The sequence below is a fragment of the Streptomyces sp. NPDC049687 genome (genome assembly GCF_044465285.1).
In the GTDB taxonomy this organism is placed as follows: Bacteria; Actinomycetota; Actinomycetes; order Streptomycetales; family Streptomycetaceae; genus Streptomyces.
Genome location: NZ_JBITLN010000005.1, coordinates 200,695 through 224,678, shown reverse-complemented (window position 1 = coordinate 224,678; position 23,984 = coordinate 200,695). Strand labels below are relative to the sequence as shown.

Sequence of the window (23,984 nt, the reverse complement as noted above, 5' to 3'; positions counted from 1 at the left end):
TGGGGCTCTGCCCCCAGATCCCCGTTCGGCCCTTGAGGGGCCTCGTCCCAGAACGCCGGCGGGCTGACTGCGCCGGGCGCTCTCAGGCGCCCCCGAGCTCCTGAGCCATCACCGCTCTCAAACGCAGCGTCGTTCCCAGGCGCTGGAATGCCTCCGCCCAGTAGCTCCCCGCTCCCGGTGACGCGTCTTCCGGTTCGTCGGGGACGGCCAGGAGGGCGTCCAGGTGGGAGGCCTCCGAAGGGTTCAGGCAGCGTTCGGCCAGGCCCATCACACCACTGAAGCTCCATGGGTAACTTCCCGCGTCCCGGGCGATGTTGAGGGCGTCCACCACGGCGCGGCCGAGGGGGGCGGACCAGGGGACGGCGCAGACGCCCAGCAGTTGGAACGCCTCCGACAGGCCGTGCCCCGCGATGAACCCGGCGACCCACTCGGCCCGTTCGCCCGCCGGCAGGGTGCCCAGGAGCTTCGCGCGCTCGGCCAGGGAGACCGCGCCGGGGCCGCCCGCCCCGGGTGCCGACGGCGGCCCGAGCAGCGCTCGCGACCAGGCGGCGTCGCGCTGCCGTACCGCGGCCCGGCACCAGGCGCCGTGCAGTTCGCCCAGCCAGTCGTCGGCCACCGGGAGCGCGACGATCTGCTCCGGGGTACGGCCGCCCAGTCGCGCCGGCCAGGCGGAGAGCGGGGCCGCCTCCACCAACTGGCCGAACCACCAGGACCGTTCGCCCCGGCCCGACGGTGCCTTGGGGGCGACGCCGTCGCGTTCCATCGCCGCGTCGCACTCGTGGGGTGCCTCCACGACGAGCGTCGGTGTGTCCCGCATGGGGTCGACGGCCACACAGGTGCCGGCCCGGACCGCCATCCGCGCGGCGAGCGCCGAACCCGGCAGCGCCGACAACAGCTCGGCGGCCGTCGCCCGTACATTGCGGCTGCGGTCGGCCAAGGCCTGTTCCAGGAACGGCTCGTCGCGTTCGCCGAGGCCGGTGCGGAGCGAGTCGAGGAACATCAGGCGGTCCTCGGCGCGCTCCGTCGGCCAGGTGGAGGCGAGCAGTTCGCGGGCGGCGTCGGGCGCGCGGGAACGGAGGGACGCGAGGAGGGCGACACGCTCGGCGAACAGGCCCTCCCCCCAGAGCTTCCCGATCCGGTCGGTCTCCTCCGGGCGCGGCAGTGAGGCGTCCCCGCCCGGTGCGGCACGGAGCGCGAACCGCCAGTCCGGGTTCAGTCCGGCCAGCCACAGGGCGCGGGGGCCCGCGAACCTCAGGGCCGCCGGACGCAGGTCCGTGCGCCCGCGGGCCGCGTCGAGCAGCGCGGGCAGGGACTCGGCGGGCGGGGCGAACCCATGGGCGTTCGCCGCCGCCAGCCACTGGGGCAGTAGTTCCATGAGGTCCGGTGCCGTGCTCCGGCGGCCGCCCGCGCCGGTGCCGGGTCGGTCGGCGAGCAGCAGCGCGAGTCGGCGGGCGGCGGGCCCGGGCAGCGGGGGGCGCGGATCGGCGGGGGCCGGTGCCGGGCGGGGTGCGGCCCGGCCCGGACGCAGGCCGGCCCGACGCCGTACGGTCTCGGCGGCCGCCGCGTCCAGCAGGGCGGTCGGCGCCGTGCGGCCGGGAGCGGCTCCCGGGGGTGTACGGCGGTCCGTGCCCAGCAGGGCCGCGGTGACCAGGTCCTCCCAGGAGGCCGTGGTGGTCGGCGCCGTGGGCGCCGGGGTGGTGTGCATGGGGCTCCCCTTCGTCCTGGTCACAGGCGCATCCTTCTCGGTCACAGGCGCACCGCCGCTCCCTCGCCGACCGGCCAGGCCGTCAGGGGGGTGAAACCCCGGTGGCCGCACTCGCCGAAGACCTTGACGGGGGCGCCGCCGGAGAGGGCGGCCAGGCGCCACAGGCCGGGGCGGGCGGCAGCGGCTGGGGTGAGCGGCAGGGCCGTGTCGCCGTCGGCGTCGGCCAGCTGCCAGGAACCGCCGTCCGGGACCGGTATGACGTCGTCCAGCGTCACGGGGATCGACTCCTGCCAGGGGTCGTCGCGCAGCGCCTCGCCGTAGCGGACGGCCGCCTCGGTCGTGCTGATGCCGGATGGGCGGGCCGTGGTCGGTGCGGGCGGGGCGAACCGTTCGCCCAGGGCGGCCCGTCGCTGTCCGGCGCCCGGGTAGGCGGACAGTTCGGCGTCCAGGGCCAGGCCGACCGGCAGGGCGAGGTCGGGGGCGCGGCCGGCGGCGCCGTAGGAGAGGACGAGGGCCGTGCGGCCCGAGGCGGTGCCGTGGAGCCAGATGCGGCGGGTCGTCAGTTTGGGATCCGGCGTGTCGTGCTGGGAGAGGACCAGCCAGTGGTCGCGCAGCGGGGGTCCGGCCGGAGCGGCGGTCAGGCCGACGCGGGTGCGGACCGTGGCCGCCAGGGCCTGTGGGAGCCGCTCGCGGTGCAGCCAGCCCTGGTCGAGGAGGTGGAGCAGGGCGCACTCCTCCAGCAGCCGCACCGGCCAGTCGGGGCCGGTCCCCGGGATCGACCCCAACTCCCGGATCCGCGCGGCCAGTCCGGGGGCCTGGGCGTCGATCATGCGGGCCGCCGTCTCCTCCCACAGGCCATGACCCGCCTGCTCGGCCGTGACCAGGCCGGAGCGCAGGAGGTCGGTCAGGCGCTGCTCCAGCTCCGTCGCCCCCGCGGTGATCCGCTCGGCGCGCCGCTCCGCTCTCCGGCGCGCCGCCTCCGGATCGGCGGAGCCTGCGGCCGAACCCGCCGTGCCCGCTTCCTCCTGCCCCCGAGTGGCCCGGCGCCGTCCCGCGACCCACTCCTCCGCCCAGTCCGGCGCCCGGCCCGCCGGGACGGCGGCCTCCCCGCCCGACCAGAGCAGCAGCAGCCCGAGCGCGTGCTTGCACGGGAACTTACGGCTCGGGCAGCTGCAGTGATACGCCGGACCGAAGCCGCCGGGCGTGTCCGCGGTGTCGACCACCGTCCGGTACGGCGTGCCGCCGCCGCCCGCGCACACTCCCCACACCGCCCCCTCCCGCGAACTGCCCGTGCCGGACCACGGACCGGCCGTGCCGAGTTTGCTTCCCGCTTTGCGTGACGCGGAGTCAGGCGCCAGTGCCAGCACCTGGTCCGCGGTCCAGCGCACCCCCTGCTCAGTCATGCCACCGACGGTAGATCCACCCACTGACAATCGGTCCCGCGAGCGTCCGGCGAGCACCCGATCCGGGGCGTTTCCGCAGGTCGGAACGCGTTGTCAGTGGTGTGGTGCACGGTGGACACCAGATCCGAACCGGCCGAGCTGGAGGGGGCCTCAGCCATGTCCGTGTCCGCAGACCCGACGTTCGTGAAACCCAGTCAGCAACAGCCGGCGGAGGCGTTGCGGCCGCATGCCGAGCACGCCTTCGCCGCCGAACTCACCGCGCTCGCCGCGCACGACGACCGCCCGCGCCCGGCCCGGTGGAAACTGTCGCCGTGGGCCGTCGCCACCTACCTCCTCGGCGGCACCCTGCCGGACGGCACGGTGATCACTCCGAAGTACGTGGGTCCGCGCCGCATCGTGGAGGTGGCCGTCAGCACGCTCGCCACCGACCGCGCCCTGCTCCTGCTCGGCGTCCCCGGCACCGCCAAGACCTGGGTCTCCGAGCACCTGGCCGCGGCGGTCAGCGGTGACTCGACCCTGCTGGTGCAGGGCACGGCGGGCACCCCCGAGGAGGCGATCCGCTACGGCTGGAACTACGCCCAGCTGCTCGCGCACGGGCCGAGCCGGGACGCCCTCGTCCCCAGCCCCGTCATGCGGGCCATGGCGGAGGGGACGACGGTCCGCGTCGAGGAATTGACTCGCATTCCGGCAGACGTCCAGGACACACTCATCACCATCCTCTCGGAGAAGACGCTGCCGATACCTGAGCTGGGGCAGGAGGTTCAGGCGGTCCGCGGCTTCAACCTGATCGCCACTGCCAACGATCGGGACCGCGGGGTCAACGAACTGTCCAGCGCCCTGCGCCGCCGCTTCAACACGGTGGTGCTGCCGCTGCCGGCGAGTGTCGACGCCGAGGTCGACATCGTCGCGCGGCGTGTCGACCAGATCGGCCGCTCCCTCGAGCTGCCGACCGTGCCCGACGGTATCGACGAGATCCGCCGTGTGGTGACCGTCTTCCGTGAACTGCGGGACGGCATCACCGCGGACGGCCGCACCAAGGTGAAGTCACCGAGCGGCACGCTCTCCACAGCCGAAGCCATCTCCGTCGTCACCGGCGGCCTTGCCCTGGCCGCCCACTTCGGCGACGGCGTGCTCCGGCCGGGGGACGTCGCCGCGGGAATCCTCGGCGCGGTCGTCCGGGAGCCGGCCGCCGACCGGGTGGTCTGGCAGGAGTACCTGGAGGCGGTGGTGCGCGAACGCGAGGGCTGGACCGACTTCTACCGGGCCTGCAGGGAGGTGAGTGCGTGAACGTGAACGACGAGGACTCGAGGTGGCCGAGAAGGCTCCGACCGGGACTGAAGGGAGGTGACGACGTGTACGAGGACGACGACTCGCGCTGGCCGCGCGGCTGACGACGGACGGACGACGAGATGACCGGGGGGTTGCGATGACGGGGAAGCGGAAGGCCGGCCGGCTGGTCGACGACTCCAGGTGGCCGTTGCTGCTCGGGGTGCGGCATCACGGGCCCGGGTCGGCGCGGACGGTGCGGGCGGCGCTGGAGGCCGCCCGGCCCCGGACCGTGCTGGTCGAAGGGCCGCCCGAGGCCGACGCGCTGATTCCCCTGGCCGCCGACCCGGAGATGCGCCCGCCGGTCGCGTTGCTCGCCCACGCCGTCGACGAGCCCGGGCGCTCGGCGTTCTGGCCGCTGGCCGAGTTCTCCCCGGAGTGGGTGGCGCTGCGCTGGGCCCTGGAGCACGGCGTGCCGGCCCGTTTCATCGACCTGCCGGCCACCCACACCCTGGCCTGGGAGACCGGCGCGGATCCGGAGGAAGGCCGGGGCGGCGCGCCCGGCGACGGGCTGCGGGTCGATCCCCTCGCCGCCCTCGCCGAGGCCGCCGGGTACGAGGACGCCGAGCGCTGGTGGGAGGACGTCGTCGAGCACCGGGGCGTGGGCGACGGGGATCCGGTCACCCCCTTCGCCGCGGTCGAGGAGGCCATGGCGGCGGTGCGGGAGACGCACGGCGGTGGGGAGCGCGACCGGGACACCGTGCGCGAGGCGTACATGCGGCTCCAAGTACGTGCCGCCCAGCGGCAGTTCGGTGACGGCGGCGTGGCCGTGGTGTGCGGGGCCTGGCATGTGCCCGCGCTGCGGCGCAAGGTCGCCGTCGCCGACGACCGGGCGCTGCTGAAAGGCCTGGCCAAGGTCAGGGCCGACCTGACCTGGGTGCCGTGGACGTACCGCAGGCTGGCGCGGGGCGGGGGATACGGCGCGGGGATCGCCTCGCCCGGCTGGTACGCGCATCTGTTCGGCGTGCCGGACCGGCCGATCGAGCGATGGCTGACCAAGGTCGCCGGGCTGCTCCGCGCAGAGGACCGGATCGTGTCCCCCGCGCATGTCATCGAGGCGGTCCGGCTCGCCGAGACGCTCGCCGCGCTGCGCGGCCGGCCGCTGCCCGGTCTGAGCGAGACGACCGACGCGGTACGGGCGGTGCTGTGCGAGGGGTCGGACGTGCCGCTGGCGCTGGTGCGCGACCGGCTCGTGGTCGGGGACGCGCTGGGGGAGGTGCCGGCCGGTGCGCCGGCGGTGCCGTTGCAGCGCGACCTCGACCGGGCCCAGCGCCGCCTCCGCCTCAAACCGGAGGCGGCGGAGAGGGAAGCGGAACTCGACCTGCGCAAGGAGACCGACGCCGGGCGCAGCAGGCTGTTGCACCGGCTGCGGCTGCTGGGTGTGGAGTGGGGCGAGCCGGTCGCCTCGCGCGGCAGCACGGGCACGTTCCGGGAGACCTGGCGGCTGCGCTGGGAACCGGAGTTGTCCGTGCGGGTGGCCGAGGCCGGGGTCTGGGGGACGACCGTACGCGCCGCGGCGACCGCGAAGGCGGAGACGGACGCGGTGGCCGCGCGGGGCCTTGCCGAGGTGACCACGCTCGCCGAGCGCTGCCTCCTGGCCGGCCTCCCGGAGGCGCTGCCCACGGTGATGCGGGTCCTCGCCGACCGGGCCGCCCTCGACACGGACGTCGGCCACCTCGCACAGGCGCTGCCCGCCCTGGTCCGCTCCTTGCGCTACGGCGATGTGCGCGGCACCGACACCGGCGCCCTCGCGGACGTCGCCGCCGGCCTCGCCGAGCGGATCTTCGTCGGCCTTCCCCCGGCCTGCACCGCCCTGGACGCGGACGCGGCGGACGAGATGCGGCGCCATGTGGACGCGGTGCACGGGGCGGTGGGGCTGCTGGAGGAGACGGCGGGTCCGCGGGGCGCCGCCGACCGGGCCGGCAGATCGGCCGACGGGGACAAGGACGGCGGCGGGCACGGGAGCGGAGCGGGGGACGGGGATCCGTCCGGGACCTCCGCAACGGGCGACGGGGACCTGCCCGGGAGCCCCGGCCCGGGCCGCGACGGGCCGCGTTCGGGCCACGGTCACCCGCTCCCCGGCCACAGGGATCTGCGGGCCCGCTGGTGGAGCGTGTTGCGGGGGCTGGCCGGACGGGAGCGGGTGCCGGGGGTCGTCCGGGGCCGGGTGGTGCGGTTGTTGCTGGACGACGGGGAGGTGGGACAGGACGAGGCGGCGCGGCTCATGGGGCTCGCGCTGTCACCGGGGACGCCGCCGGCGGACGCGGCCGCGTGGATCGAGGGCTTCGTCGGCGGCGCTTCCGGGGGCGGGCTGCTGCTGGTACACGACGAGCGGTTGCTCGGACTGGTCGACGGGTGGCTCACGCGGGTGCCGGCGGAGGCGTTCACGGATGTGCTGCCGCTGCTGCGGCGGACGTTCTCGGCGTATGAGCCGGGGGTGCGCAGAACGCTCGGCGAGCTGGTCCGGCGGGGCCCGGGTGAGCGGGCGGGCGCGGTCGGGGCGGGTGCGGCGGGAGTGCCCGGGTTCGCGGCCGAGCTCGACGGCGGCCGGGCCGACGCCGTACTGCCGGTGGTGCGGCTGCTGCTGGGGCTGGACGGCGGCCAAGCCGACGCCGAAACCGCCCCCACCAGCACGGCCGACGCCGACACCGATGCCGGTGACGCCGATGACGCCGACGACAACGACCTTGCGGGGGTGGGCGGATGACCGTTGATCCGGAACAGGCGGCGGCGGAGCGGCTGCGGCGGTGGCGGCTGGTGCTGGGCGGGGACGAGGCGGACGGGACGGGGCACGCGCTCTCCGGGCGGGACGCCGCGATGGACGGTGCGCTCACCGCGCTCTACGGGAAGGCGGACAGACGGGCGACGGGACGGGACCGTTCGGGCGGGCTCGGGGCGTCGGCGCCGTCCGTGGCACGGTGGCTCGGGGACATCCGGACCTACTTCCCGACTTCCGTCGTCCAGGTGATGCAGCGTGACGCGATCGACCGGCTCGGGCTGTCCGCGCTGCTGCTGGAGCCGGAGATGCTCGAGGCGGTCGAGGCCGATGTGCATCTCGTCGGCACACTGCTCTCCCTCAGCAAGGCGATGCCGGAGACAGTGAAGGAGACCGCGCGGGCCGTCGTGCGCAAGGTCGTGGAGGACCTGGAGAAGCGGCTCGCCGCCCGCACCCGGGCCACCCTCACCGGCGCCCTCGACCGCAGCGCCCGCGTGCACCGGCCGCGCCACCACGACATCGACTGGAACCGCACGATCGCCGCCAACCTCAAGCACTATCTGCCCGAGTACGGGACGGTCGTGCCGGAGCGGCTCGTCGGGTACGGGCGGGCGGCGCGGTCCGTGAAGAAGGAGGTCGTCCTCTGCGTGGACCAGTCGGGGTCCATGGCGGCGTCGGTCGTCCACGCGGCCGTCTTCGGGGCGGTGCTCGCGTCCATGCGGTCCATCGACACCCGGCTCGTCCTGTTCGACACGGCGGTCGTCGACCTCACCGACCAGCTCGACGACCCCGTCGACGTCCTCTTCGGCACCCAGCTCGGCGGCGGCACGGACATCAACCGGGCCCTCGCGTACTGCCAGTCGCGGATCACCCGGCCCGCCGAGACGGTGGTCGTGCTCATCAGCGACCTCTACGAGGGCGGCATACGCGACGAGATGCTGAAACGGGTCGCGGCGATGAAGGCGTCGGGCGTGCAGTTCGTCGCACTGCTCGCGCTGTCGGACGAGGGTGCGCCGGCCTACGACCGTGAGCACGCGGCCGCGCTCGCGGCGCTGGGCGCACCGGCGTTCGCCTGCACACCCGAACTGTTCCCGGAGGTCATGGCGGCGGCGATCGAGAAGCGTCCGTTGCCCGTGCCGGACACCGTGTGACCCGTACGGCGACAAAAGGGAGATGGACGACATGGCCACCCATCGGTAAGAGGGGGGTTGCGCTCCCTCGGGACCCGCGTGCAAGGATCGGCCGGACGTTCCGCCGCACGGGAGGATCCTCCCCTCTTGACCTTCGCCAGCCTTCTGCCCGGTGCCGCTCCCCGCGTCCTGCGCGAGGCGGTTGGGCGGCGTGCGCTGCAACTGGCGCTGCTCGTGGGTGGGTTGGTCGCGCTCGGGTTCCTCTGCGGAGGGCGCGCGCAGGCGGCGGAGGAGGCGCCGGCTGTGCCGGCGGCGGTGACGAGCCAGGTTTCGACGTCGACATCGGTGCCGCACACAGAGCGGGCCGTTCGGCCGGTTCGTGTGGCGGTGACGGCGGCGATGACGGCGGTGAAGGAGCAGGTGGACCGGGCCTCGGAGCAAGCCTCCTCGGCCCCCTCGGCCCCGGATCTCCCGCATCTCCCGGGCGTGGAGGATCCGGCGGACCTGGGAGGTCTGACGGACCTTTCCGGACTGCCCTCGCTTCCGGTGCGGACGCTTCCCGTGCCGACGCCTTCCCTGCCCGGCACCCAGGAGCCCCGGCCCGGCGCCCCGGTGACATCGTCGCCGCACGGGCACGGTTCCGCCGGCCGGAAGGCAGCCGACGGGGTGACGGCCCCGTCCACGGCGTCGTACGGGCCCCTGGTCTCCGTCACCGGCATCGGCGGTGCGGCCGGTGTGCGTATGGCGTCGCCCGACCCGGTGCACGCCCACTCCGGTGGGGTGCCCGCGAACCAGGGTCCCTCCGGTGACCCCAGCGGTGTGCTGGGTGGTGTGTCCGTTCTCGACGGCGGTGCGTCGCGGCACGGCGACGCGCATGCCGTCACGTCCGGTCAGGGGGTGCCGCTGCGGCTGGTGCCCGGCGGTGCCGTGCGGTCCTACGCGGCCGAGATCCAGGACAGGTACCGGGACGTTCCGGTCTTCCCCGGCTAGGGCCCGGCAGCGCTTCCCGCGCTGCCCGAGTGCCCGTGATGCCCGGAATGACCGGCATCTCCCCAAGCCTTCCGAAGTCTCGGAACCCCCTAAGGATCTGACGTACGCATGAACAAGAACATCCGCCGTTCCCTCGTCATAGCCGCCGGCGTCACCGGCGCGTGGGCGCTCGGTTCCACCGCGGCCAGCGCCGACGAGCTGCCCGGCGCCTCCCTGTCCACGCCGGACACCGACGTCACCGGCGCCCTCACCGACACGGTGGACGGTGTCGTCTCCGACGTGCGGGACACCGTCACCGGTGCCGAGGGCGTGACCTCGCAGGTCACTGACACCGTCGCCGGTGCCGCCACCCAGTCTCGGACCGGGGCGGAGACCAACACCGACACCGACACCAGGACCAGGACCGCGGACCGGGTGAAGGGCGGTGCCGCCCAGGTCATCCAGGGCGCCAAGGTCGCCCGCGCGGAGAAGGCGGAGCGGGCCGGGCAGGCGGCCGACAAGGCCGGGTCCGCCGTGCGGACCGGGGCTGCCGACGCCCGGTCGCAGGTCCAGGAACCCGCCCTTCCGGACCTCCCGTCGGACGACCGGAGCGCCGTCGACTACCTCTTCGGCCCCCTCTCCGCCTTCGCCCCCGAGCTGGAGCAGGCCCTCGCCGCCGCCCAGACCAAGCTCCAGGGCGTTCAGTCGGCCGCCCGCGCCCAGGCGCAGGGGGTCGACGGCGTCGTACGGACCAGGGCGCGGCAGACGGTCGCGGGCGCCGGCCGTACCGCCGCCGGAGCGACCGGCGCCGCGGGGGCCGGGCTCACCGGTGCCGAGGGCCGCGCGGGCGGGGCGGTCGCCACCGCCGAGTGCGGGGCCGCCGGGGTCGCCTCCGCCGCCGAGGCCTCCGTCTCCGCCGTCCCGGGCCATGTCACGGGCACGGTCGGCGGGGTCCGGGACCAGGTCGTCGGCACCGTCGCCGTCGTCCCCGGGACGGTCACGCCGGTCGTCGGGCGGACGACGGCCGCGGTCGTCCCGCCGGTGGCCACGACCGCCGTTGACGGCCTGTCGCCGGTCGCCGACCGGGTGGTGGCGGACACCGTGCCGCTCGCCGGGCAGACCGTGACCGGGGTCGCCCCCGTCGCCGCCCACGTGGTGAACGGGGTGCCGCCGGTCGCCACGGGCGCGCTGCAGGGGGTGACCTCGGTCGCCGACGGGGCCGTCTCGGGTGTCCGGCCGGTCGTCGGTGGGGTCGCCGCGGAGGTTCCCGCGTACGCCACCGGTGTCGTCTCCGCCGTATCCGCGTACGCGACCGGCGTGGCCGACCGTGCCGCGCCCTACGCGACCGGCGTCGTCGGCCGGGTCGCGGGCGATGCGGCGGACGCCGTCCTGCCGCCCGTGGTGAACACGGCCGTGCACGGCGTGGTGCCCGTCGCCGGGCAGGCCGTCGTGGACGCGGGTGGGCTGGCGTACGGCGTGGCCGGCGACGTGCGGCCCTTCGCCGGCGGGGTCGCCGGTGCCGTACCGCCCCTCGTGCACGGCGTGGCCGGGCAGGCGGACGGTCTGGCGTACGGCGTCACCGGGCACGTTCCGCCGTTCGCGGACGGGGTAGCCGGGACAGTGCAGCCGGTCGTGGACACCGTCACCGTGACGGTGACCGAGACCGTCCGGCCGGTCGGCGGCAGTGCCACCGCGCTGGCGTACGGCGTCGGGGGCGAGGCCGCTCCGTTCGCGGGCGGTGTCGCCGGTGAGGCCGGCACCTTCGCAGGCGGGGTCGCCGGGCAGACCGGGCCTTTCGCGGCGGACCTCACCGGGACCGTCGAGGCCGGCGGGGGCCCGCTGACCGATCACGCCCGCACCGGCGTCCGGGGCGTCGCCGAGTCGGTCGCCCCGTACGGCATCTGACCGCGAAGCCTCCAAGCGGTCCAGGTGGGTCGAGCGGTCCGGGCGGCCGGGCGGTCCGCCGATGCAGTGACTTCATGAGGCGGCAGGCCCGGACGGCCGAAAGCCGTCGGTGTGTCCGGCCGAAACCTCATGGATGAGGTCGAGGGGTCCCCATTGGGGTGGGGATCGCTCGGCCCAGGCTCCCTGAGGAGCTGGTCAGGGGGCCTCACCGGGTCAACCCCAACCCGGTGAGGTCCTTCCCCCTCGGCACTCCGTGCCAGTGAGCACGGCATCATGTGACAGGTATCACCGCTCAGGTGTGACCCTCGATTTAGGGGCCTCCTGCAAGCAGCGATAACCTGCGAGACGGACATGCCGCGCGCTCGGACACCGTGTGCGCTTCCCCTGTGACTCGAGCGGACGTCACGTTGCCCTTCGCGGCACGCCCACGCATCCAACGAACCGCGAGATCACTGATAGGGACGGAAGCGCGTGGACCTGTTCGAGTACCAGGCGAGGGACCTCTTCGCCAAGCACGATGTACCGGTGCTGGCCGGTGAAGTCATCGACACGCCTGAGGCGGCCCGCGCAGCCACCGAGCGTCTTGGTGGCAAGTCCGTCGTCAAGGCCCAGGTGAAGGTCGGCGGCCGTGGCAAGGCCGGTGGCGTGAAGCTCGCCGCCACCCCCGACGAGGCCGTCGCCCGCGCGACGGACATTCTCGGCATGGACATCAAGGGCCACACGGTCCACAAGGTGATGATCGCCGAGACCGCTCCGGAGATCCTGGAGGAGTACTACGTCTCCTTCCTCCTGGACCGTGCCAACCGCACCTTCCTCTCCATCGCGTCCGTCGAGGGCGGCATGGAGATCGAGGAGGTGGCCGCCACCCGTCCGGAGGCCGTCGCCAAGACCCCGATCGACGCCAACGAGGGTGTGACCCCCGAGAAGGCCCGCGAGATCGTCGAGGCCGCGAACTTCCCGGCCGAGGTCGCCGACAAGGTCGCGAACGTCCTGGTCACCCTGTGGAAGACCTTCATCGCCGAGGACGCGCTCCTCGTCGAGGTCAACCCGCTGGCCAAGGTCGCCTCCGGTGACGTCATCGCCCTCGACGGCAAGGTCTCCCTGGACGAGAACGCCGAGTTCCGTCAGCCGGAGCACGAGGCCCTCCAGGACAAGGACGCGGCCAACCCGCTCGAGGCCGCCGCCAAGGCGAAGAACCTCAACTACGTCAAGCTCGACGGCGAGGTCGGCATCATCGGCAACGGCGCGGGTCTCGTCATGAGCACCCTCGACGTCGTCGCGTACGCCGGTGAGGCGCACGGCGGCGTCAAGCCCGCCAACTTCCTCGACATCGGCGGCGGTGCCTCCGCGCAGGTCATGGCGAACGGCCTGGAGATCATCCTGGGCGACCCGGACGTCAAGTCCGTCTTCGTCAACGTCTTCGGCGGCATCACCGCGTGCGACGAGGTCGCCAACGGCATCGTCCAGGCGCTGAAGCTTCTCGAGGACCGCGGCGAGAACGTCACCAAGCCGCTCGTCGTCCGTCTCGACGGCAACAACGCCGAGCTGGGCCGGAAGATCCTCACCGACGCCAACCACCCGTTGGTCCAGCGCGTCGACACCATGGACGGCGCGGCCGACAAGGCCGCCGAGCTCGCGGCTGCGAAGTAAGGGACGAGGGAACACAGCCATGGCTATCTTCCTCAACAAGGACTCCAAGGTCATCGTCCAGGGCATGACCGGCTCCACGGGCATGAAGCACACCAAGCTCATGCTGGCCGACGGCACCAACATCGTCGGTGGCGTCAACCCGCGCAAGGCGGGCACCACGGTCGACGTCGACGGCACCGAGATCCCGGTCTTCGGCACCGTCGCCGAGGCGATCGAGAAGACGGGCGCCAACGTGTCCGTCCTCTTCGTGCCGCCGGCCTTCGCCAAGGCGGCCGTCGTCGAGGCGATCGACGCCGAGATCCCGCTGGCGGTCGTCATCACCGAGGGCATCGCCGTCCACGACTCGGCCGCGTTCTACGCGTACGCCGTCGCCAAGGGCAACAAGACCCGGATCATCGGCCCCAACTGCCCGGGTCTCATCACCCCCGGCCAGTCCAACGCCGGCATCATCCCGGGCGACATCACCAAGCCGGGCCGTATCGGTCTGGTCTCGAAGTCCGGCACGCTGACGTACCAGATGATGTACGAGCTGCGGGACATCGGCTTCTCCTCCGCCGTCGGCATCGGTGGCGACCCGGTCATCGGTACGACCCACATCGACGCCCTCGCGGCGTTCGAGGCCGACCCCGACACCGACCTGATCGTGATGATCGGTGAGATCGGCGGCGACGCCGAGGAGCGGGCCGCGGCCTTCATCAAGGACAACGTGAAGAAGCCGGTCGTCGGCTACGTCGCGGGCTTCACCGCGCCCGAGGGCAAGACCATGGGCCACGCCGGTGCCATCGTCTCCGGCTCCTCCGGCACGGCTGCCGCGAAGAAGGAGGCCCTCGAGGCCGCCGGCGTCAAGGTGGGCAAGACGCCCACCGAGACGGCGAAGCTGGCCCGCGAGATCCTCGCCGGCTGAGCCGCTTCCCGGCCGAACGTCGGTGGGCCCGTCCCCGGGTGGGGGCGGGCCCACCGACGTTTGTCGCGCGCCCGCGCCGGAGGGAGCCCCGGCGGGCTCACCGGGACATCGGCAGCAGCCTCTCCGGACCGTTCGCCGTTGCCGACCTCAGCTTCTTGCGCAGGGCGAGTTGTTTGTCCGACAGGGCGCCCGGGGCGGCTCTCGGGGGGATGCCCTCGACCGTTTCGCCCGGGGGGACCGGCGGGTCGTACTGGGTGGGGGCCGTGCGGACGGTCAGGGCCGTCGCACCGATGATCGCCACCGTGAACGCGATCGCCGCCCGGGTCCAGAAGCGGGCACGGCGTTCGCTGTCCGCCCGTACGGCCGGGGACCGGGCCGCGCGCAGGCGTTCCGCGGAGGCCACCTCGGCGAGACGCCGGTGCAGGACGGCGGGGTCGGCCAGCCCGGGCAGGCGGGCGGCGACGGCCTCGCGCGCGTGCAGCAGCCGGTGCGCGGTCGCCCGCGTGCTCGCCTCCGTCTCGGCCGCCGTCTCCGGCAGGTCGAGGCCCACACCGTCGTAGAGGACGAGCGTGCGGCGGTACGACGGCGGGAGCGCGAGGAGTACGGCGAGCAGGGCGCGGTCGGCGGCGTCGGGGGGCGGGGGTTCGGGGTGCCGGAAGCGGGGGCGGAACCGGTGCCAGGGGGAGAGCGCGTAGTCGTAGGCCGCCGCCCGCACCCAGCTCGTCGGGTCGCGGTCGACGGCCACCGTGGGCCAGCGCTGCCAGGCGAGCCGGAAGGCCTGTTCGACGGATTCGCGGGCGAGTTCACGGCGGCCGCAGAGGAGGTAGGTCTGGCGTACGAGGGCGGGGGCGCAGAACGCGTAGAGGGCGTCGAAGGCCTGAGCGGGCGTCTTCACGCGTACGCCTCCCGCTGGTGGCGGCGCCGGGAGGCCCATCGTACGAAAAAGAACATAACCGTATATTGAGTGACACGTCGGTGGTTGGCCTGTTACGCCGGTAAAGCGCGTGTCGTTGGGAGCATGGCGGGCGTGACCCGGATCCCCGCTCGCCGATCGTTCCCGTCTTCCTTGTTCTCGTGGTCCTCGTGGTCCTCGCGGTCCTCGCGGTCCTCGTGGTCGTCCTGGTCCTCGTGGCCCTTGTCGGCCTTGTCGGCCTTGTCGGCCTTGTCGGCCTTGTCGGCCTTGTCGGCCTTGTCGGCCCTGTCGGCCCGGATGCGCGGCCGTTCGCCCGGGCTGGTCGCCGGTCTGCTGGGCGGGGCGCTGGCGGCCGGGCTGGGGGCCGGGGCGTTCGCGGCGCTCGTGATGGTGCTGTGGATCAGTTCGCCGTATCCCGACAGCGGCCCGGGTGGGGCGCTGCATGTCGCCGCCGCGCTGTGGCTGTTGGCGCACGGGGCGGAACTGGTGCGCACCGACACGCTGTCCGGGGTGCCGGCACCGGTGGGGGTGACGCCGTTGCTGCTGCTCGTGCTGCCGGTGTGGCTGGTGCACCGGGCGGCGCGGGACGCGGCGGGCGACTGGGGCGGGGAGGAGGAGCGCCTGACCGGCGGGGCGTCCGTGGGCGCGAGGACGGCCTGGGCGGGGGTCGTCGCCGGGTATCTCTCCGTCGGGGCGGTGGTGGCCGGCTACGCGGCCGGGGGTGCGCTGCGGCCCTCCTGGGTGTGGGTGGCGGTGTGCGTGCCGGGGGTGACCGTCGTGGCGGCGGGGGTGGGGGTGTGGTCGGCCTGCGGGCGTCCTCGGGAGCCGCTCGAGCGGGTGTTGCCGGGGTGGGCGCGGAGGGTCGTCGGCGGTGGGGACGGACCGGAGTGGGGCGGGGCGGCCGTGCGGGCGGCGGGGGCCGGGGCCGGGGTGCTCTGCGGGGGCGGGGCGTTGCTGGTGGCGGCCTCGTCGGTGTGGCACGTCGGGGCGGCACGGGTGGCGTTCCTGCAGTTGACGGAGGGGTGGTCGGGGCGGTTCGCGGTGTTGTTGCTGTGCTTGGCGCTGGTGCCGAACGCGGCGGTGTGGGGTGCGGCGTATGCGCTGGGACCCGGGTGTTGGGTGGGCGTCGGGCATCCGGTGGGGCCGTCGGGGTCCGATCCGGCGCCGTTGCTGCCGCCGTTTCCGCTGTTGGCGGCCGTGCCGGAGGCCGGGGCGGGTACCGCGTGGAACTGGGTGGCGGGAGTGGTGCCGGTGGCGGCCGGGGTGGTGCTGGGGGTCTTCGTGGGCGGTGCGGCGGCCGGGTCCGGCGGTGGCGTGGCGCAGGCGCCGGTGGATGCCTGGTCGCGGTGGAGGACGGCGGGATGCGTGGTGATGGCGGCTGTGGGGTGCGGGCTGATGATGGCCGCGCTCGCGGCACTGGCCGGGGGACCCTTGGGGGTCGGGGCCATGGCGCGGTTCGGGCCGGTGTGGTGGCAGGTGGGGGGCGCGGTCGTGGTGTGGGTGGTCGCTGTGGCGCTGCCGGTGGGCTTGTGGGCACGCAGGCGGCGGGGGCGGCGCGTGCGGGAGTTCTCCTGGACGGCTCTGCCGGTCGAGGTGGAGGGGGGCTCGGCGGCCGGGGACCCGGTGGCCGGGGGTGAGGACTCCGGGTCGGAGGTGTACGACTTCGCCGCTGTCGAGGACGCGGGGACGGCGGACACGGGAGGGCCGGAGTGGCACGGGGATGTGGCTCGCGAACTGCGCTGGGCGGCGTTGCGGGAGGCGACGACGGACGGCCCTGACGCCCCGGAGCCGACCGCGTGAGCGCGTCCGTACCCCCGAAGGGCCCCTCAGGTGTTGGCGCCTAGGATTCCCTTCAGTTCCTTCGGGAGCAGGTCGCTGCAGGACTGCTTGGCCTCGCTGGTGAGGGCGTCCTTGGTGCAGGTGTAGTAGTCCCGGTAGACCAGCTGGGCGGTGAAGGTGACGGCCACGAGGGCCAGGGCGAGGGAGGCGGTGACCAGGCCGCTGATGGCGGCCGTGGTCTGGGGGCGGCCGTTCTGCGGGGCGGGCGGGGTGTCGGGGTCGGGGGTGCGGGGCTTGGCGCGCAGGGCGCTGATGCCCCAGTTGAGCGCGAGGGCGCCCAGCAGGAGTGCCACGTACGGCCAGCCGAAGAGGGCGAAGAAGAAGGCCCACATGCCGCAGATGAGGGCGTAACGGGCGCGCCGCTGGGCGGGGTCGGTGGGGTCCCAGCGCGGGTTCGGACCGGGGCCGGGGTTCTCCGGGCCGTTGCCCGGGCGCTCGCCGAAGCCGCCGCCGGGGGCGCGGCCGGGCTGCTGGTCGCTCCACTGGCTGCCCCACGGGGAGTGGCCGCCGCGGCCCTGCCCTGGGTCGCCCCCCTGGCCGTTCGCCGGGCGTCGGGGCTGCCAGGGGCGGTCGGGGGTGCCCTCGGGCGGTGGGGCGAAGGGGTTGTCCTCGGTGGCCGACGGGTTGTCCGCGTCGGCCGACGGCTCGGGCGGGGGCTTGGACGAGGAGCGGTCCGAGGGGGCGTCCGGGGGCGACGTCGGGCGCTCGCGCAGCAGGGCGCCGCGCTCCCCTCCCGGCAGGGACTGCGGGGGGAGCGGGTGGAGTCGCAGGCTGCGGTCCGGCATCAAGTGAGCGTCTTCCCCTAGATGAAACGGCTGTCTGGCATGAGCTCTCGCTCTGGGAACGTGCCGCACTGCCACCGCGTTCCCGATCGCACTCCTCGCAGACGCTACCTTCCGGCCACGCCCCCGTCCCGTGGGGGCCGTCCCGTGTGCCGGTATCGTTGCTGACGGCCGGCTGCTTCGTAGGCTTCCCCGTATCCAGGGGCTCGATGCATTCGTATGAATGCACAAGTCCGAGAGGCGCAGTCGGCCGCGATCAGCTGATTCCCCGAGAAAGGGCCCCCGCCGTGGCCGCCAAGCCGCCCGTGGCCAAGCGCCTCGTCGTACTGGTCTCCGGATCCGGTACGAACCTCCAGGCGCTCCTCGACGAGATCGCCGCCACCGGCGCCGAGGCCTACGGCGCCGAGATCGTGGCCGTCGGAGCCGACCGGGACGACATCGAGGGCCTCGCCCGGGCCGAGCGGGCCGGGATCCCCACCTTCGTGCGGAAGGTCAAGGACTACGGGACGCGGGCGGAGTGGGATGCCGCCCTCGCCGAGGCCGTGGACGCCTACGCGCCCGACCTCGTGGTCTCCGCCGGGTTCATGAAGATCGTCGGCAAGGAGTTCCTGGCCCGGTACGGCGGGCGGTTCGTCAACACGCATCCCGCGCTGCTGCCCAGTTTCCCGGGGGCCCACGGGGTGCGTGACGCGCTCGCGTACGGCGCTCGGGTCACCGGCTGCACCGTCCACTTCGTCGACGACGGCGTCGACACCGGCCCGATCATCGCCCAGGGCGTGGTCGAGGTCCGGGACGAGGACGACGAGAGCGCTCTGCACGAGCGCATCAAGGAAGTCGAGCGAAGACTGCTCGTCGAGGTCGTGGGGCGGCTCGCCCGCAACGGCTATCGCATCGAGGGACGAAAGGTAGTTATCCAGTGACCGCCGAGAGCAACGCCAAGCGGGCCATTCGCCGTGCGCTCGTCAGCGTCTATGACAAGACCGGGCTCGAGGAGCTCGCGCGCGGGCTGCACGAAGGCGGCGTCGAGCTCGTCTCCACCGGGTCCACGGCCGCCCGTATCGCCGCCGCCGGCGTTCCCGTCACCAAGGTCGAGGAGCTCACCGGCTTCCCCGAGTGCCTGGACGGCCGCGTCAAGACCCTGCACCCCAGGGTCCACGCCGGCATCCTCGCCGACCTGCGGCTCGACAGCCACCGGCAGCAGCTGGACGAGCTGGGCGTGGAGCCGTTCGACCTGGTCGTCGTCAACCTCTACCCGTTCCGGGAGACCGTCGCCTCCGGGGCCTCCGACGACGAGTGCGTCGAGCAGATCGACATCGGCGGGCCGTCCATGGTGCGGGCCGCCGCCAAGAACCACCCGTCCGTGGCCGTCGTCACCAGCCCCGCCCGCTACGGCGACGTCCTCGCCGCGCTGAAGGACGGCGGGTTCGACCTCGCCGCCCGCAAGCGGCTCGCCGCCGAGGCCTTCCAGCACACCGCCGCCTACGACGTCGCGGTCGCCTCCTGGTTCGCCTCCTCCTACGCCCCCGTCGACGAGTCGCGCTTCCCCGACTTCCTGGGCGGCACCTGGGAGCGCCAGAACACCCTCCGCTACGGCGAGAACCCGCACCAGCCCGCCGCCCTGTACACGGACGGCAGTGGCGCCGGTCTCGCGCAGGCCGAGCAGCTGCACGGCAAGGAGATGTCGTACAACAACTACACGGACACGGACGCCGCGCACCGTGCCGCGTACGACCACGCCGAGCCGGCCGTCGCGATCATCAAGCACGCCAACCCGTGCGGGATCGCCGTGGGCGCGGACGTGGCGGAGGCGCACCGCAAGGCGCACGCCTGTGACCCGCTGTCGGCCTTCGGTGGCGTCATCGCCGTGAACCGGCCCGTCAGCAAGGAGATGGCCGAGCAGGTCGCCGAGATCTTCACCGAGGTCATCGTCGCGCCCGACTACGAGGAGGGGGCCCTGGAGGCCCTCACCAAGAAGAAGAACATCCGGGTGCTGAAGGCGCCCCAGGGGCCCGCGAGCCCCGTCGAGCTCAAGCCCATCGGCGGCGGCGCGCTGCTCCAGGTCGCCGACCGGCTCCAGGCCGAGGGCGACGACCCGGCCAACTGGACCCTGGCGACCGGCGAGGCACTCGGTCCCGAGGAGCTGGGCGAGCTGTCCTTCGCCTGGCGGGCCTGCCGGGCCGTGAAGTCCAACGCCATCCTGCTCGCCAAGGGCGGCGCCTCCGTCGGCGTCGGCATGGGCCAGGTCAACCGGGTCGACTCCGCGAAGCTGGCCGTCGAGAGGGCCGGCGAGGAGCGGGCGCGCGGCTCGTACGCGGCGTCCGACGCCTTCTTCCCCTTCCCGGACGGGCTGGAGGTCCTCGCCGAGGCGGGCGTGAAGGCCGTGGTGCAGCCGGGTGGCTCGGTCCGCGACGAACTGGTCGTCGAGGCCGCGCGGAAGGCGGGCGTCACCATGTACTTCACGGGGACGCGGCACTTCTTCCACTGACACCGATCGGTGGTCCCCGCCAAGGAGACGGGCGGTCCGGCACTGCGCCGGGCCGCCCGTCTCCGTTCGCGGGTCGCGTCGTCTCAGTGGCGCGGGCGGCGGAACCAGTCCGCGCTCTCCCGTTTCGCGCAGAAGACGATCACCAGGATCGAGGCCGCGATGAGGAGCAGGCCCAGACCCCAGTAGGCGATCATGAAGATGCCGGTGACGATCGCGAACGAGCCGTAGACGATGGAGGACACGCGTACCGCGTTGCCCCCCTTGGCGTACTGCAGCAGCAGGACCAGGCCGAGGATCGCGAACACGGTGGCCAGGCAGAGGAAGAAGAGGACGACACCCTTACCCAGGTCCGCCCACCTCTCCGCCTCCGCGTCGTCGGTGATGCCCGACTCCTCCATCAGGCTGTCCCACTGGGACAGGAAGTAGACGTACGTCCCCGCGATGACCGCGTGGGCCAGCGCGATCAGACCGACCAGGATCCGCGCGACGCTCGTCAGACGCGGCATCACCTGCGGGCCGCCGGGGTAGCCGCCCTGGAACTGCGCGCCGCCCGGGTACTGCGGATACGGCTGCTGCTGCGGGTACGCCTGCTGCGGATAGGGCGGCTGTGGGTAGGTCGGTGCCTGCGGGGCGCCGTAGCCCGGGGCGGCCGGGGGCTGCTGAGGAAAGCCGTAGCCCTGGCCGGCCGGCGGCTGCTGCTGCGGTGGCGGACCGGGCTGCTGGGGCGGCGGCCCGTAGGGGTTGTTCGGCTCGCCGTGACTCATGGCGGTCCTTCCTCCGTGTGCACGCGAGTGCGGGGACGACGGGCGGCCGCTGTGGAGGAAGATCACAGATGCGGTGCGTCCCCCCGGTACTGCCCGACACTGTGCCGTCAATCGTTCTGCAACGGCCTGTTTCTTGTCCAGCGGCATTCGGGTCCCGGATTGGAACCGGCGCCCCCTCATCCGGGAGGATGGGGGTATGACCGCCCAGATTCTCGATGGCAAGGCCACCGCAGCCGAGATCAAGTCCGAGCTGACCGCCCGCGTGGCGGCGCTGAAGGAGAAGGGCGTGACGCCCGGCCTCGGCACGATCCTCGTCGGGGACGATCCCGGCAGCCAGAAGTACGTCGCCGGCAAGCACCGCGACTGCGCCGAGGTCGGCATCGCCTCCATCCAGCGCGAACTGCCCGCCACGGCCACGCAGGAGGAGATCGAGGCGGTCGTACGGGAGCTGAACGAGGATGCCGCCTGCACCGGGTACATCGTCCAGTTGCCGCTGCCCAAGGGCATCGACGAGAACCGCATCCTGGAGCTGATGGACCCGGCCAAGGACGCCGACGGTCTGCACCCGATGAACCTCGGCCGGCTCGTCCTCAACGAGCCCGCCCCGCTGCCCTGTACGCCCAACGGCGTGCTGACCCTCCTGCGCCGCCACGGTGTCGAGATCAAGGGTGCCGAGGTCGTGGTCGTCGGCCGCGGTGTCACCATCGGCCGCTCGATGCCGCTGCTGCTCACCCGGCGCAGTGAGAACGCGACGGTGACCCAGTGCCACACCGGCACCCGGGACCTCGCCGCGCACCTCAAGCGCGCGGACATCGTCGTCGCCGCCGCCGGTTCCGCCCATCTGATCCGCGCCGAGGACGTCAAGCCGGGCGCCGCCATCCTCGACGTCGGTGTCTCCCGCAACGCCGAGGGCCGGATCGTGGGCGACGTCCACCCGGACGTCCGTGAGGTCGCCGGCTGGATCTCACCGAACCCGGGCGGCGTCGGCCCGATGACCCGTGCCCAGCTGCTCGTCAACGTGGTCGAGGCGGCGGAACGCAGTGCCGGCTGAGGACGCCCCCGGCAAGGCCGAGGACATCGAGGTACGGGACCCCGTCAGCGCGCCGGACGTCGACGGCGTACCGCGCCGCCACACCCGCCGCTTCCCGCTGTTCACCCGGGACACCGCGCGCCCCGAGGGGGCCGGCCGGGCCGCGGCCGGTGACGCCCTGGCGGCCCGGCAGTGGCCGATCATCGCCGTCCTGGGGCTGGTCGCGCTCGGTCTGCTGATCACCGCTCTCGACCAGTTCCGGGTCGGCACCATCCTGATCGGCGTCGCCCTGCTGGCCGGCGCGGTACTGCGCTGGCTCCTGCCCGGCGTCGGCATGCTCGCCGTACGCTCCCGCTTCACCGACATCGTCACCTACGCCGTGCTGGGCACCGCGATCGTCCTGCTGGCCCTGATGGCACAGCCCGACCCGTGGCTGCAGATACCGTTCCTGAAGGACACCCTGCACTTCACCGTCAGCAGCTAGGTGTATTGATCACGAGCGTTGTTGACACTCGACGGTGCTTGATCATGGCGAAGACCTCCGGTGTGGTGGAGCTGTCTAGGACTGCACCGCACGGAGGTCTTCGTGTCCCACCGTAATGCCCGGCTGACCGTTCACGGCAGGCGGCTGCGTGCCGGCCCAGACGCGTACGGCGGCCCGTCCTCTCCCCCGAGAAGGACGGGCCGCCGCTCGCGTTCCACGCTGCCAAACCGTGAACCGGCTGTTCAACAGCTGTCCGAGGGCTGTGGCATGGAAGTGACCGTTCCGTGCCTCGGTCGCGCCCGGGTCCGCCGGGGGAACCGGCCGGCCGCCGGCTGTCGTCCCTCCATCGGACCGACGAGGAGGTGGGCGGGATGGGTGCCTGGCAGCCGCTGCCGGACGGGCTGCCGCCGGAGGTACGGCACTGCGTGGAGCGACTGCGGCAGCTCAAGGACGGCACGGGCCTCAGCCTGGCCGCGCTGGGCGCCCGCACCGCGTACAGCAAGTCGTCCTGGCAGCGCTACCTCAACGCCGTCCAGCCGCCGCCCCGGCAGGCCGTCGCCGCGCTGTGCCGGGTCGCGGGCCTGTCCGGCGCGGACGCCGAACGGCACGTCGTGCGCTGGGAACTGGCCGTCGAGGCCTGGCCGCGCCCGGCCCCGGCGAACCCCGGCGAGGAGTACGAGGACGACCCCACGGTCCCCTGGTGGGAGCGGCCGGATGAACCCACGCCGGCCCGCCCCGCCGGACGGCTCCTGCTCTACGCCGTCCTGCTGCTGCTCGCCCTGCTGCTCGCGGCGGTGGGAGGCGCGTTCGCCTTCGGTTGACGTGCTGTTGACACCGGGAGATGTGTCCCGAATCGTCAGTACATCGGTGCTGAAGGGGGTTCGATGTCGCGTTGGCGGGATCTGCCGGACGAACTCGACCCACAGGTGCGGGAGTTCGCCGAGCTGTTGCGCACAGTGGTGGACCGGGCCGGGCTGCGCCTCGGGGCGGTCGCGGACCGTACGGGCTACGGCAGGAGGTCCTGGGAGCGGTATCTCGACGGCAGGCTGCTCGCCCCCAAGGGCGCGGTCATCGCCCTCGCCGAGGTCACCGGCACCCCCACCGTCCATCTGACCACGATGTGGGAGCTGGCCGAGCGCGCCTGGAGCCGCTCGGAGACGCGGCAGGAGCGGACCCTGGACGCCGTACGGATCGCCCGGACACGGGCGGCGCCGGGGGAGTCCGGGCCGCCGGGGGGCGGGAAGCGGGACGGGGGGCGCGTCGCGGGCCCGGCGGGGGTGCCGCCGGACGCTCCCCGCAAGCTGGGCGGCGGTGCCGGTTCGCAGCGGTCGGCGCTCTTCCTCGCCGGGGTCGTGGGCGTGGTGATCGTCGTCGTGGGCGCGTTCCTGCTGACCGACGGCGGCACCCCGAAGCGGACCGTGGGCGCCGTCGAGTCGCCCTCGCCGTCGGCCGGTCCGAGCCGCGCCCTTCCCTCCGGGGTGCTGTGCGGTGGCTCCGGCTGCACCGGCAAGGACGCCGAGGAGATGGGCTGCAGCGGCGACCTCGTGACCACGGCGAAGAGCGCGGCGGTCGGTCCGGTCCTGGTCGAGGTCCGCTACAGCCGCACGTGTGGCGCGGCCTGGGGCCGCATCACCCAGGCCGTACCCGGGGACGTGGTGCGGGTGACCGTCGGCTCCCGCCGCCAGACCGGCAGCCTCACCGACGCCGGCGAGACGATCGCGTACACCCCGATGATCGCGGTACGCGACGCGGACCAGGCGAGGGCGTGCGCGGCGCTGGCGTCGGGCAGGAAGGGGTGCACGCGCTAGCGGGGTAAAAAACGGCGGGGTAAAACGGCGGGGCAAAAAAACCGGCGCGGGCAGGAATACCCGCCTCCGCCCCGGGCACGCGAACCGTACCCCCACGGGAGTCCGGCACGACCCGGTACCCCCACCCGGCGGCCGCCCGGTTTCACCTCTCCCGAACCGGCGGCCGCCTTT

19 protein-coding genes are annotated in these 23,984 nt (G+C 73.8%); 14 read left to right on the top strand and 5 right to left on the bottom strand.

Annotated features, from left to right (window positions below; all coding sequences use genetic code 11):
- Positions 1 to 82 precede the first annotated feature (82 nt).
- Together ACIBVL_RS18060 and ACIBVL_RS18055 are read right to left on the bottom strand one after the other, a co-directional pair.
- Positions 83 to 1,705, bottom strand: coding sequence for a DUF5691 domain-containing protein (locus ACIBVL_RS18060; protein WP_399098150.1), 1,623 nt, complete (start codon positions 1,703 to 1,705; stop codon positions 83 to 85).
- A gap of 41 nt (positions 1,706 to 1,746) precedes the next feature.
- Complete coding sequence (locus tag ACIBVL_RS18055; RefSeq protein WP_399098149.1) at positions 1,747 to 3,108, bottom strand: SWIM zinc finger family protein; 1,362 nt, start codon at positions 3,106 to 3,108, stop codon at positions 1,747 to 1,749.
- A 156-nt stretch (positions 3,109 to 3,264) separates the two neighbouring features.
- On the opposite strand from ACIBVL_RS18055, the gene ACIBVL_RS18050 reads away from it, so the two are divergent.
- The 7 genes from ACIBVL_RS18050 to sucD all read left to right on the top strand — a co-directional run bounded on the left by ACIBVL_RS18050 (position 3,265) and on the right by sucD (position 13,708).
- Positions 3,265 to 4,395 carry an AAA family ATPase gene (locus ACIBVL_RS18050; protein WP_399098148.1) on the top strand — a complete coding sequence of 377 codons (1,131 nt, stop codon included), beginning with the start codon at positions 3,265 to 3,267 and terminating at the stop codon, positions 4,393 to 4,395.
- A 139-nt stretch (positions 4,396 to 4,534) separates the two neighbouring features.
- Positions 4,535 to 7,141 (top strand): DUF5682 family protein, encoded by a 2,607-nt coding sequence (locus tag ACIBVL_RS18045; protein WP_399098147.1) that lies wholly within the window; start codon positions 4,535 to 4,537, stop codon positions 7,139 to 7,141.
- Positions 7,138 to 8,301, top strand: coding sequence for a VWA domain-containing protein (locus ACIBVL_RS18040; protein ID WP_399098146.1), 1,164 nt, complete (start codon positions 7,138 to 7,140; stop codon positions 8,299 to 8,301). Before ACIBVL_RS18045 ends, ACIBVL_RS18040 begins: the two co-directional genes overlap by 4 nt.
- A gap of 126 nt (positions 8,302 to 8,427) precedes the next feature.
- Positions 8,428 to 9,270, top strand: coding sequence for a hypothetical protein (locus tag ACIBVL_RS18035; protein ID WP_399098145.1), 843 nt, complete (start codon positions 8,428 to 8,430; stop codon positions 9,268 to 9,270).
- Between the two features lie 108 nt (positions 9,271 to 9,378).
- A complete protein-coding gene (locus tag ACIBVL_RS18030; RefSeq protein WP_399098144.1) occupies positions 9,379 to 11,154 on the top strand; it encodes a hypothetical protein in 1,776 nt (591 codons plus the stop codon).
- A gap of 471 nt (positions 11,155 to 11,625) precedes the next feature.
- Positions 11,626 to 12,804 (top strand): ADP-forming succinate--CoA ligase subunit beta, encoded by a 1,179-nt coding sequence (sucC, locus tag ACIBVL_RS18025; RefSeq protein ID WP_399098143.1) that lies wholly within the window; start codon positions 11,626 to 11,628, stop codon positions 12,802 to 12,804.
- A gap of 19 nt (positions 12,805 to 12,823) precedes the next feature.
- A complete protein-coding gene (gene sucD / locus ACIBVL_RS18020) occupies positions 12,824 to 13,708 on the top strand; it encodes a succinate--CoA ligase subunit alpha (RefSeq protein WP_399098142.1) in 885 nt (294 codons plus the stop codon).
- A gap of 97 nt (positions 13,709 to 13,805) precedes the next feature.
- Here sucD and ACIBVL_RS18015 read toward each other — a convergent pair whose 3' ends face one another.
- A complete protein-coding gene (locus tag ACIBVL_RS18015) occupies positions 13,806 to 14,669 on the bottom strand; it encodes an RNA polymerase sigma factor (RefSeq protein ID WP_399098439.1) in 864 nt (287 codons plus the stop codon).
- 249 nt (positions 14,670 to 14,918) lie between these two features.
- On the opposite strand from ACIBVL_RS18015, the gene ACIBVL_RS18010 reads away from it, so the two are divergent.
- A complete protein-coding gene (locus tag ACIBVL_RS18010) occupies positions 14,919 to 16,421 on the top strand; it encodes a DUF6350 family protein (RefSeq protein WP_399098141.1) in 1,503 nt (500 codons plus the stop codon).
- A 26-nt stretch (positions 16,422 to 16,447) separates the two neighbouring features.
- Here the strand turns inward: ACIBVL_RS18010 and ACIBVL_RS18005 are convergent, their stop codons facing one another.
- Positions 16,448 to 17,245, bottom strand: a complete 798-nt coding sequence (locus ACIBVL_RS18005) for a hypothetical protein (protein WP_399098140.1) — start codon at positions 17,243 to 17,245, stop codon at positions 16,448 to 16,450.
- Positions 17,246 to 17,529: 284 nt separating this feature from the next.
- On the opposite strand from ACIBVL_RS18005, the gene purN reads away from it, so the two are divergent.
- Positions 17,530 to 18,162, top strand: a complete 633-nt coding sequence (gene purN, locus ACIBVL_RS18000; protein ID WP_399098139.1) for a phosphoribosylglycinamide formyltransferase — start codon at positions 17,530 to 17,532, stop codon at positions 18,160 to 18,162.
- Entirely contained in the window at positions 18,159 to 19,727 is a 1,569-nt protein-coding gene (gene purH / locus ACIBVL_RS17995; RefSeq protein WP_399098138.1) for a bifunctional phosphoribosylaminoimidazolecarboxamide formyltransferase/IMP cyclohydrolase, read from the top strand. The genes purN and purH overlap by 4 nt, the downstream gene beginning before the upstream one ends.
- Before the next feature lie 83 nt (positions 19,728 to 19,810).
- On the opposite strand, the gene ACIBVL_RS17990 is transcribed toward purH, so the two are convergent.
- Positions 19,811 to 20,491 (bottom strand): hypothetical protein, encoded by a 681-nt coding sequence (locus ACIBVL_RS17990; RefSeq protein WP_399098136.1) that lies wholly within the window; start codon positions 20,489 to 20,491, stop codon positions 19,811 to 19,813.
- Positions 20,492 to 20,687: 196 nt separating this feature from the next.
- On the opposite strand from ACIBVL_RS17990, the gene ACIBVL_RS17985 reads away from it, so the two are divergent.
- The 4 genes from ACIBVL_RS17985 to ACIBVL_RS17970 all read left to right on the top strand — a co-directional run bounded on the left by ACIBVL_RS17985 (position 20,688) and on the right by ACIBVL_RS17970 (position 23,813).
- Positions 20,688 to 21,542, top strand: a complete 855-nt coding sequence (locus tag ACIBVL_RS17985; protein WP_399098135.1) for a bifunctional methylenetetrahydrofolate dehydrogenase/methenyltetrahydrofolate cyclohydrolase — start codon at positions 20,688 to 20,690, stop codon at positions 21,540 to 21,542.
- The gene (locus tag ACIBVL_RS17980; protein WP_399098134.1) at positions 21,532 to 22,005 is read left to right on the top strand and encodes a DUF3017 domain-containing protein; all 474 of its coding nucleotides are present in this window, start codon (positions 21,532 to 21,534) and stop codon (positions 22,003 to 22,005) included. The genes ACIBVL_RS17985 and ACIBVL_RS17980 overlap by 11 nt, the downstream gene beginning before the upstream one ends.
- Positions 22,006 to 22,376: 371 nt before the next feature.
- Positions 22,377 to 22,826 carry a helix-turn-helix domain-containing protein gene (locus ACIBVL_RS17975; RefSeq protein ID WP_399098133.1) on the top strand — a complete coding sequence of 150 codons (450 nt, stop codon included), beginning with the start codon at positions 22,377 to 22,379 and terminating at the stop codon, positions 22,824 to 22,826.
- 63 nt (positions 22,827 to 22,889) lie between these two features.
- Positions 22,890 to 23,813, top strand: a complete 924-nt coding sequence (locus ACIBVL_RS17970; protein ID WP_399098131.1) for a DUF2690 domain-containing protein — start codon at positions 22,890 to 22,892, stop codon at positions 23,811 to 23,813.
- Positions 23,814 to 23,984: the final 171 nt, after the last annotated feature.

Excerpts from the sequence above, each read along its gene's own strand:
- ACIBVL_RS18060 (WP_399098150.1), bottom strand. The coding sequence starts at position 1,705 with ATGCACACCACCCCGGCGCCCACGGCGCCGACCACCACGGCCTCCTGG.
- ACIBVL_RS18055 (WP_399098149.1), bottom strand. The coding sequence starts at position 3,108 with ATGACTGAGCAGGGGGTGCGCTGGACCGCGGACCAGGTGCTGGCACTG.
- ACIBVL_RS18050 (WP_399098148.1), top strand. The coding sequence starts at position 3,265 with ATGTCCGTGTCCGCAGACCCGACGTTCGTGAAACCCAGTCAGCAACAG.
- ACIBVL_RS18045 (WP_399098147.1), top strand. The coding sequence starts at position 4,535 with ATGACGGGGAAGCGGAAGGCCGGCCGGCTGGTCGACGACTCCAGGTGG.
- ACIBVL_RS18040 (WP_399098146.1), top strand. The coding sequence starts at position 7,138 with ATGACCGTTGATCCGGAACAGGCGGCGGCGGAGCGGCTGCGGCGGTGG.
- ACIBVL_RS18030 (WP_399098144.1), top strand. The coding sequence starts at position 9,379 with ATGAACAAGAACATCCGCCGTTCCCTCGTCATAGCCGCCGGCGTCACC.
- sucD (WP_399098142.1), top strand. The coding sequence starts at position 12,824 with ATGGCTATCTTCCTCAACAAGGACTCCAAGGTCATCGTCCAGGGCATG.
- ACIBVL_RS18010 (WP_399098141.1), top strand. The coding sequence starts at position 14,919 with ATGCGCGGCCGTTCGCCCGGGCTGGTCGCCGGTCTGCTGGGCGGGGCG.
- ACIBVL_RS18005 (WP_399098140.1), bottom strand. The coding sequence starts at position 17,245 with ATGCCGGACCGCAGCCTGCGACTCCACCCGCTCCCCCCGCAGTCCCTG.
- ACIBVL_RS17990 (WP_399098136.1), bottom strand. The coding sequence starts at position 20,491 with ATGAGTCACGGCGAGCCGAACAACCCCTACGGGCCGCCGCCCCAGCAG.
- ACIBVL_RS17985 (WP_399098135.1), top strand. The coding sequence starts at position 20,688 with ATGACCGCCCAGATTCTCGATGGCAAGGCCACCGCAGCCGAGATCAAG.
- ACIBVL_RS17975 (WP_399098133.1), top strand. The coding sequence starts at position 22,377 with ATGGGTGCCTGGCAGCCGCTGCCGGACGGGCTGCCGCCGGAGGTACGG.
- ACIBVL_RS17970 (WP_399098131.1), top strand. The coding sequence starts at position 22,890 with ATGTCGCGTTGGCGGGATCTGCCGGACGAACTCGACCCACAGGTGCGG.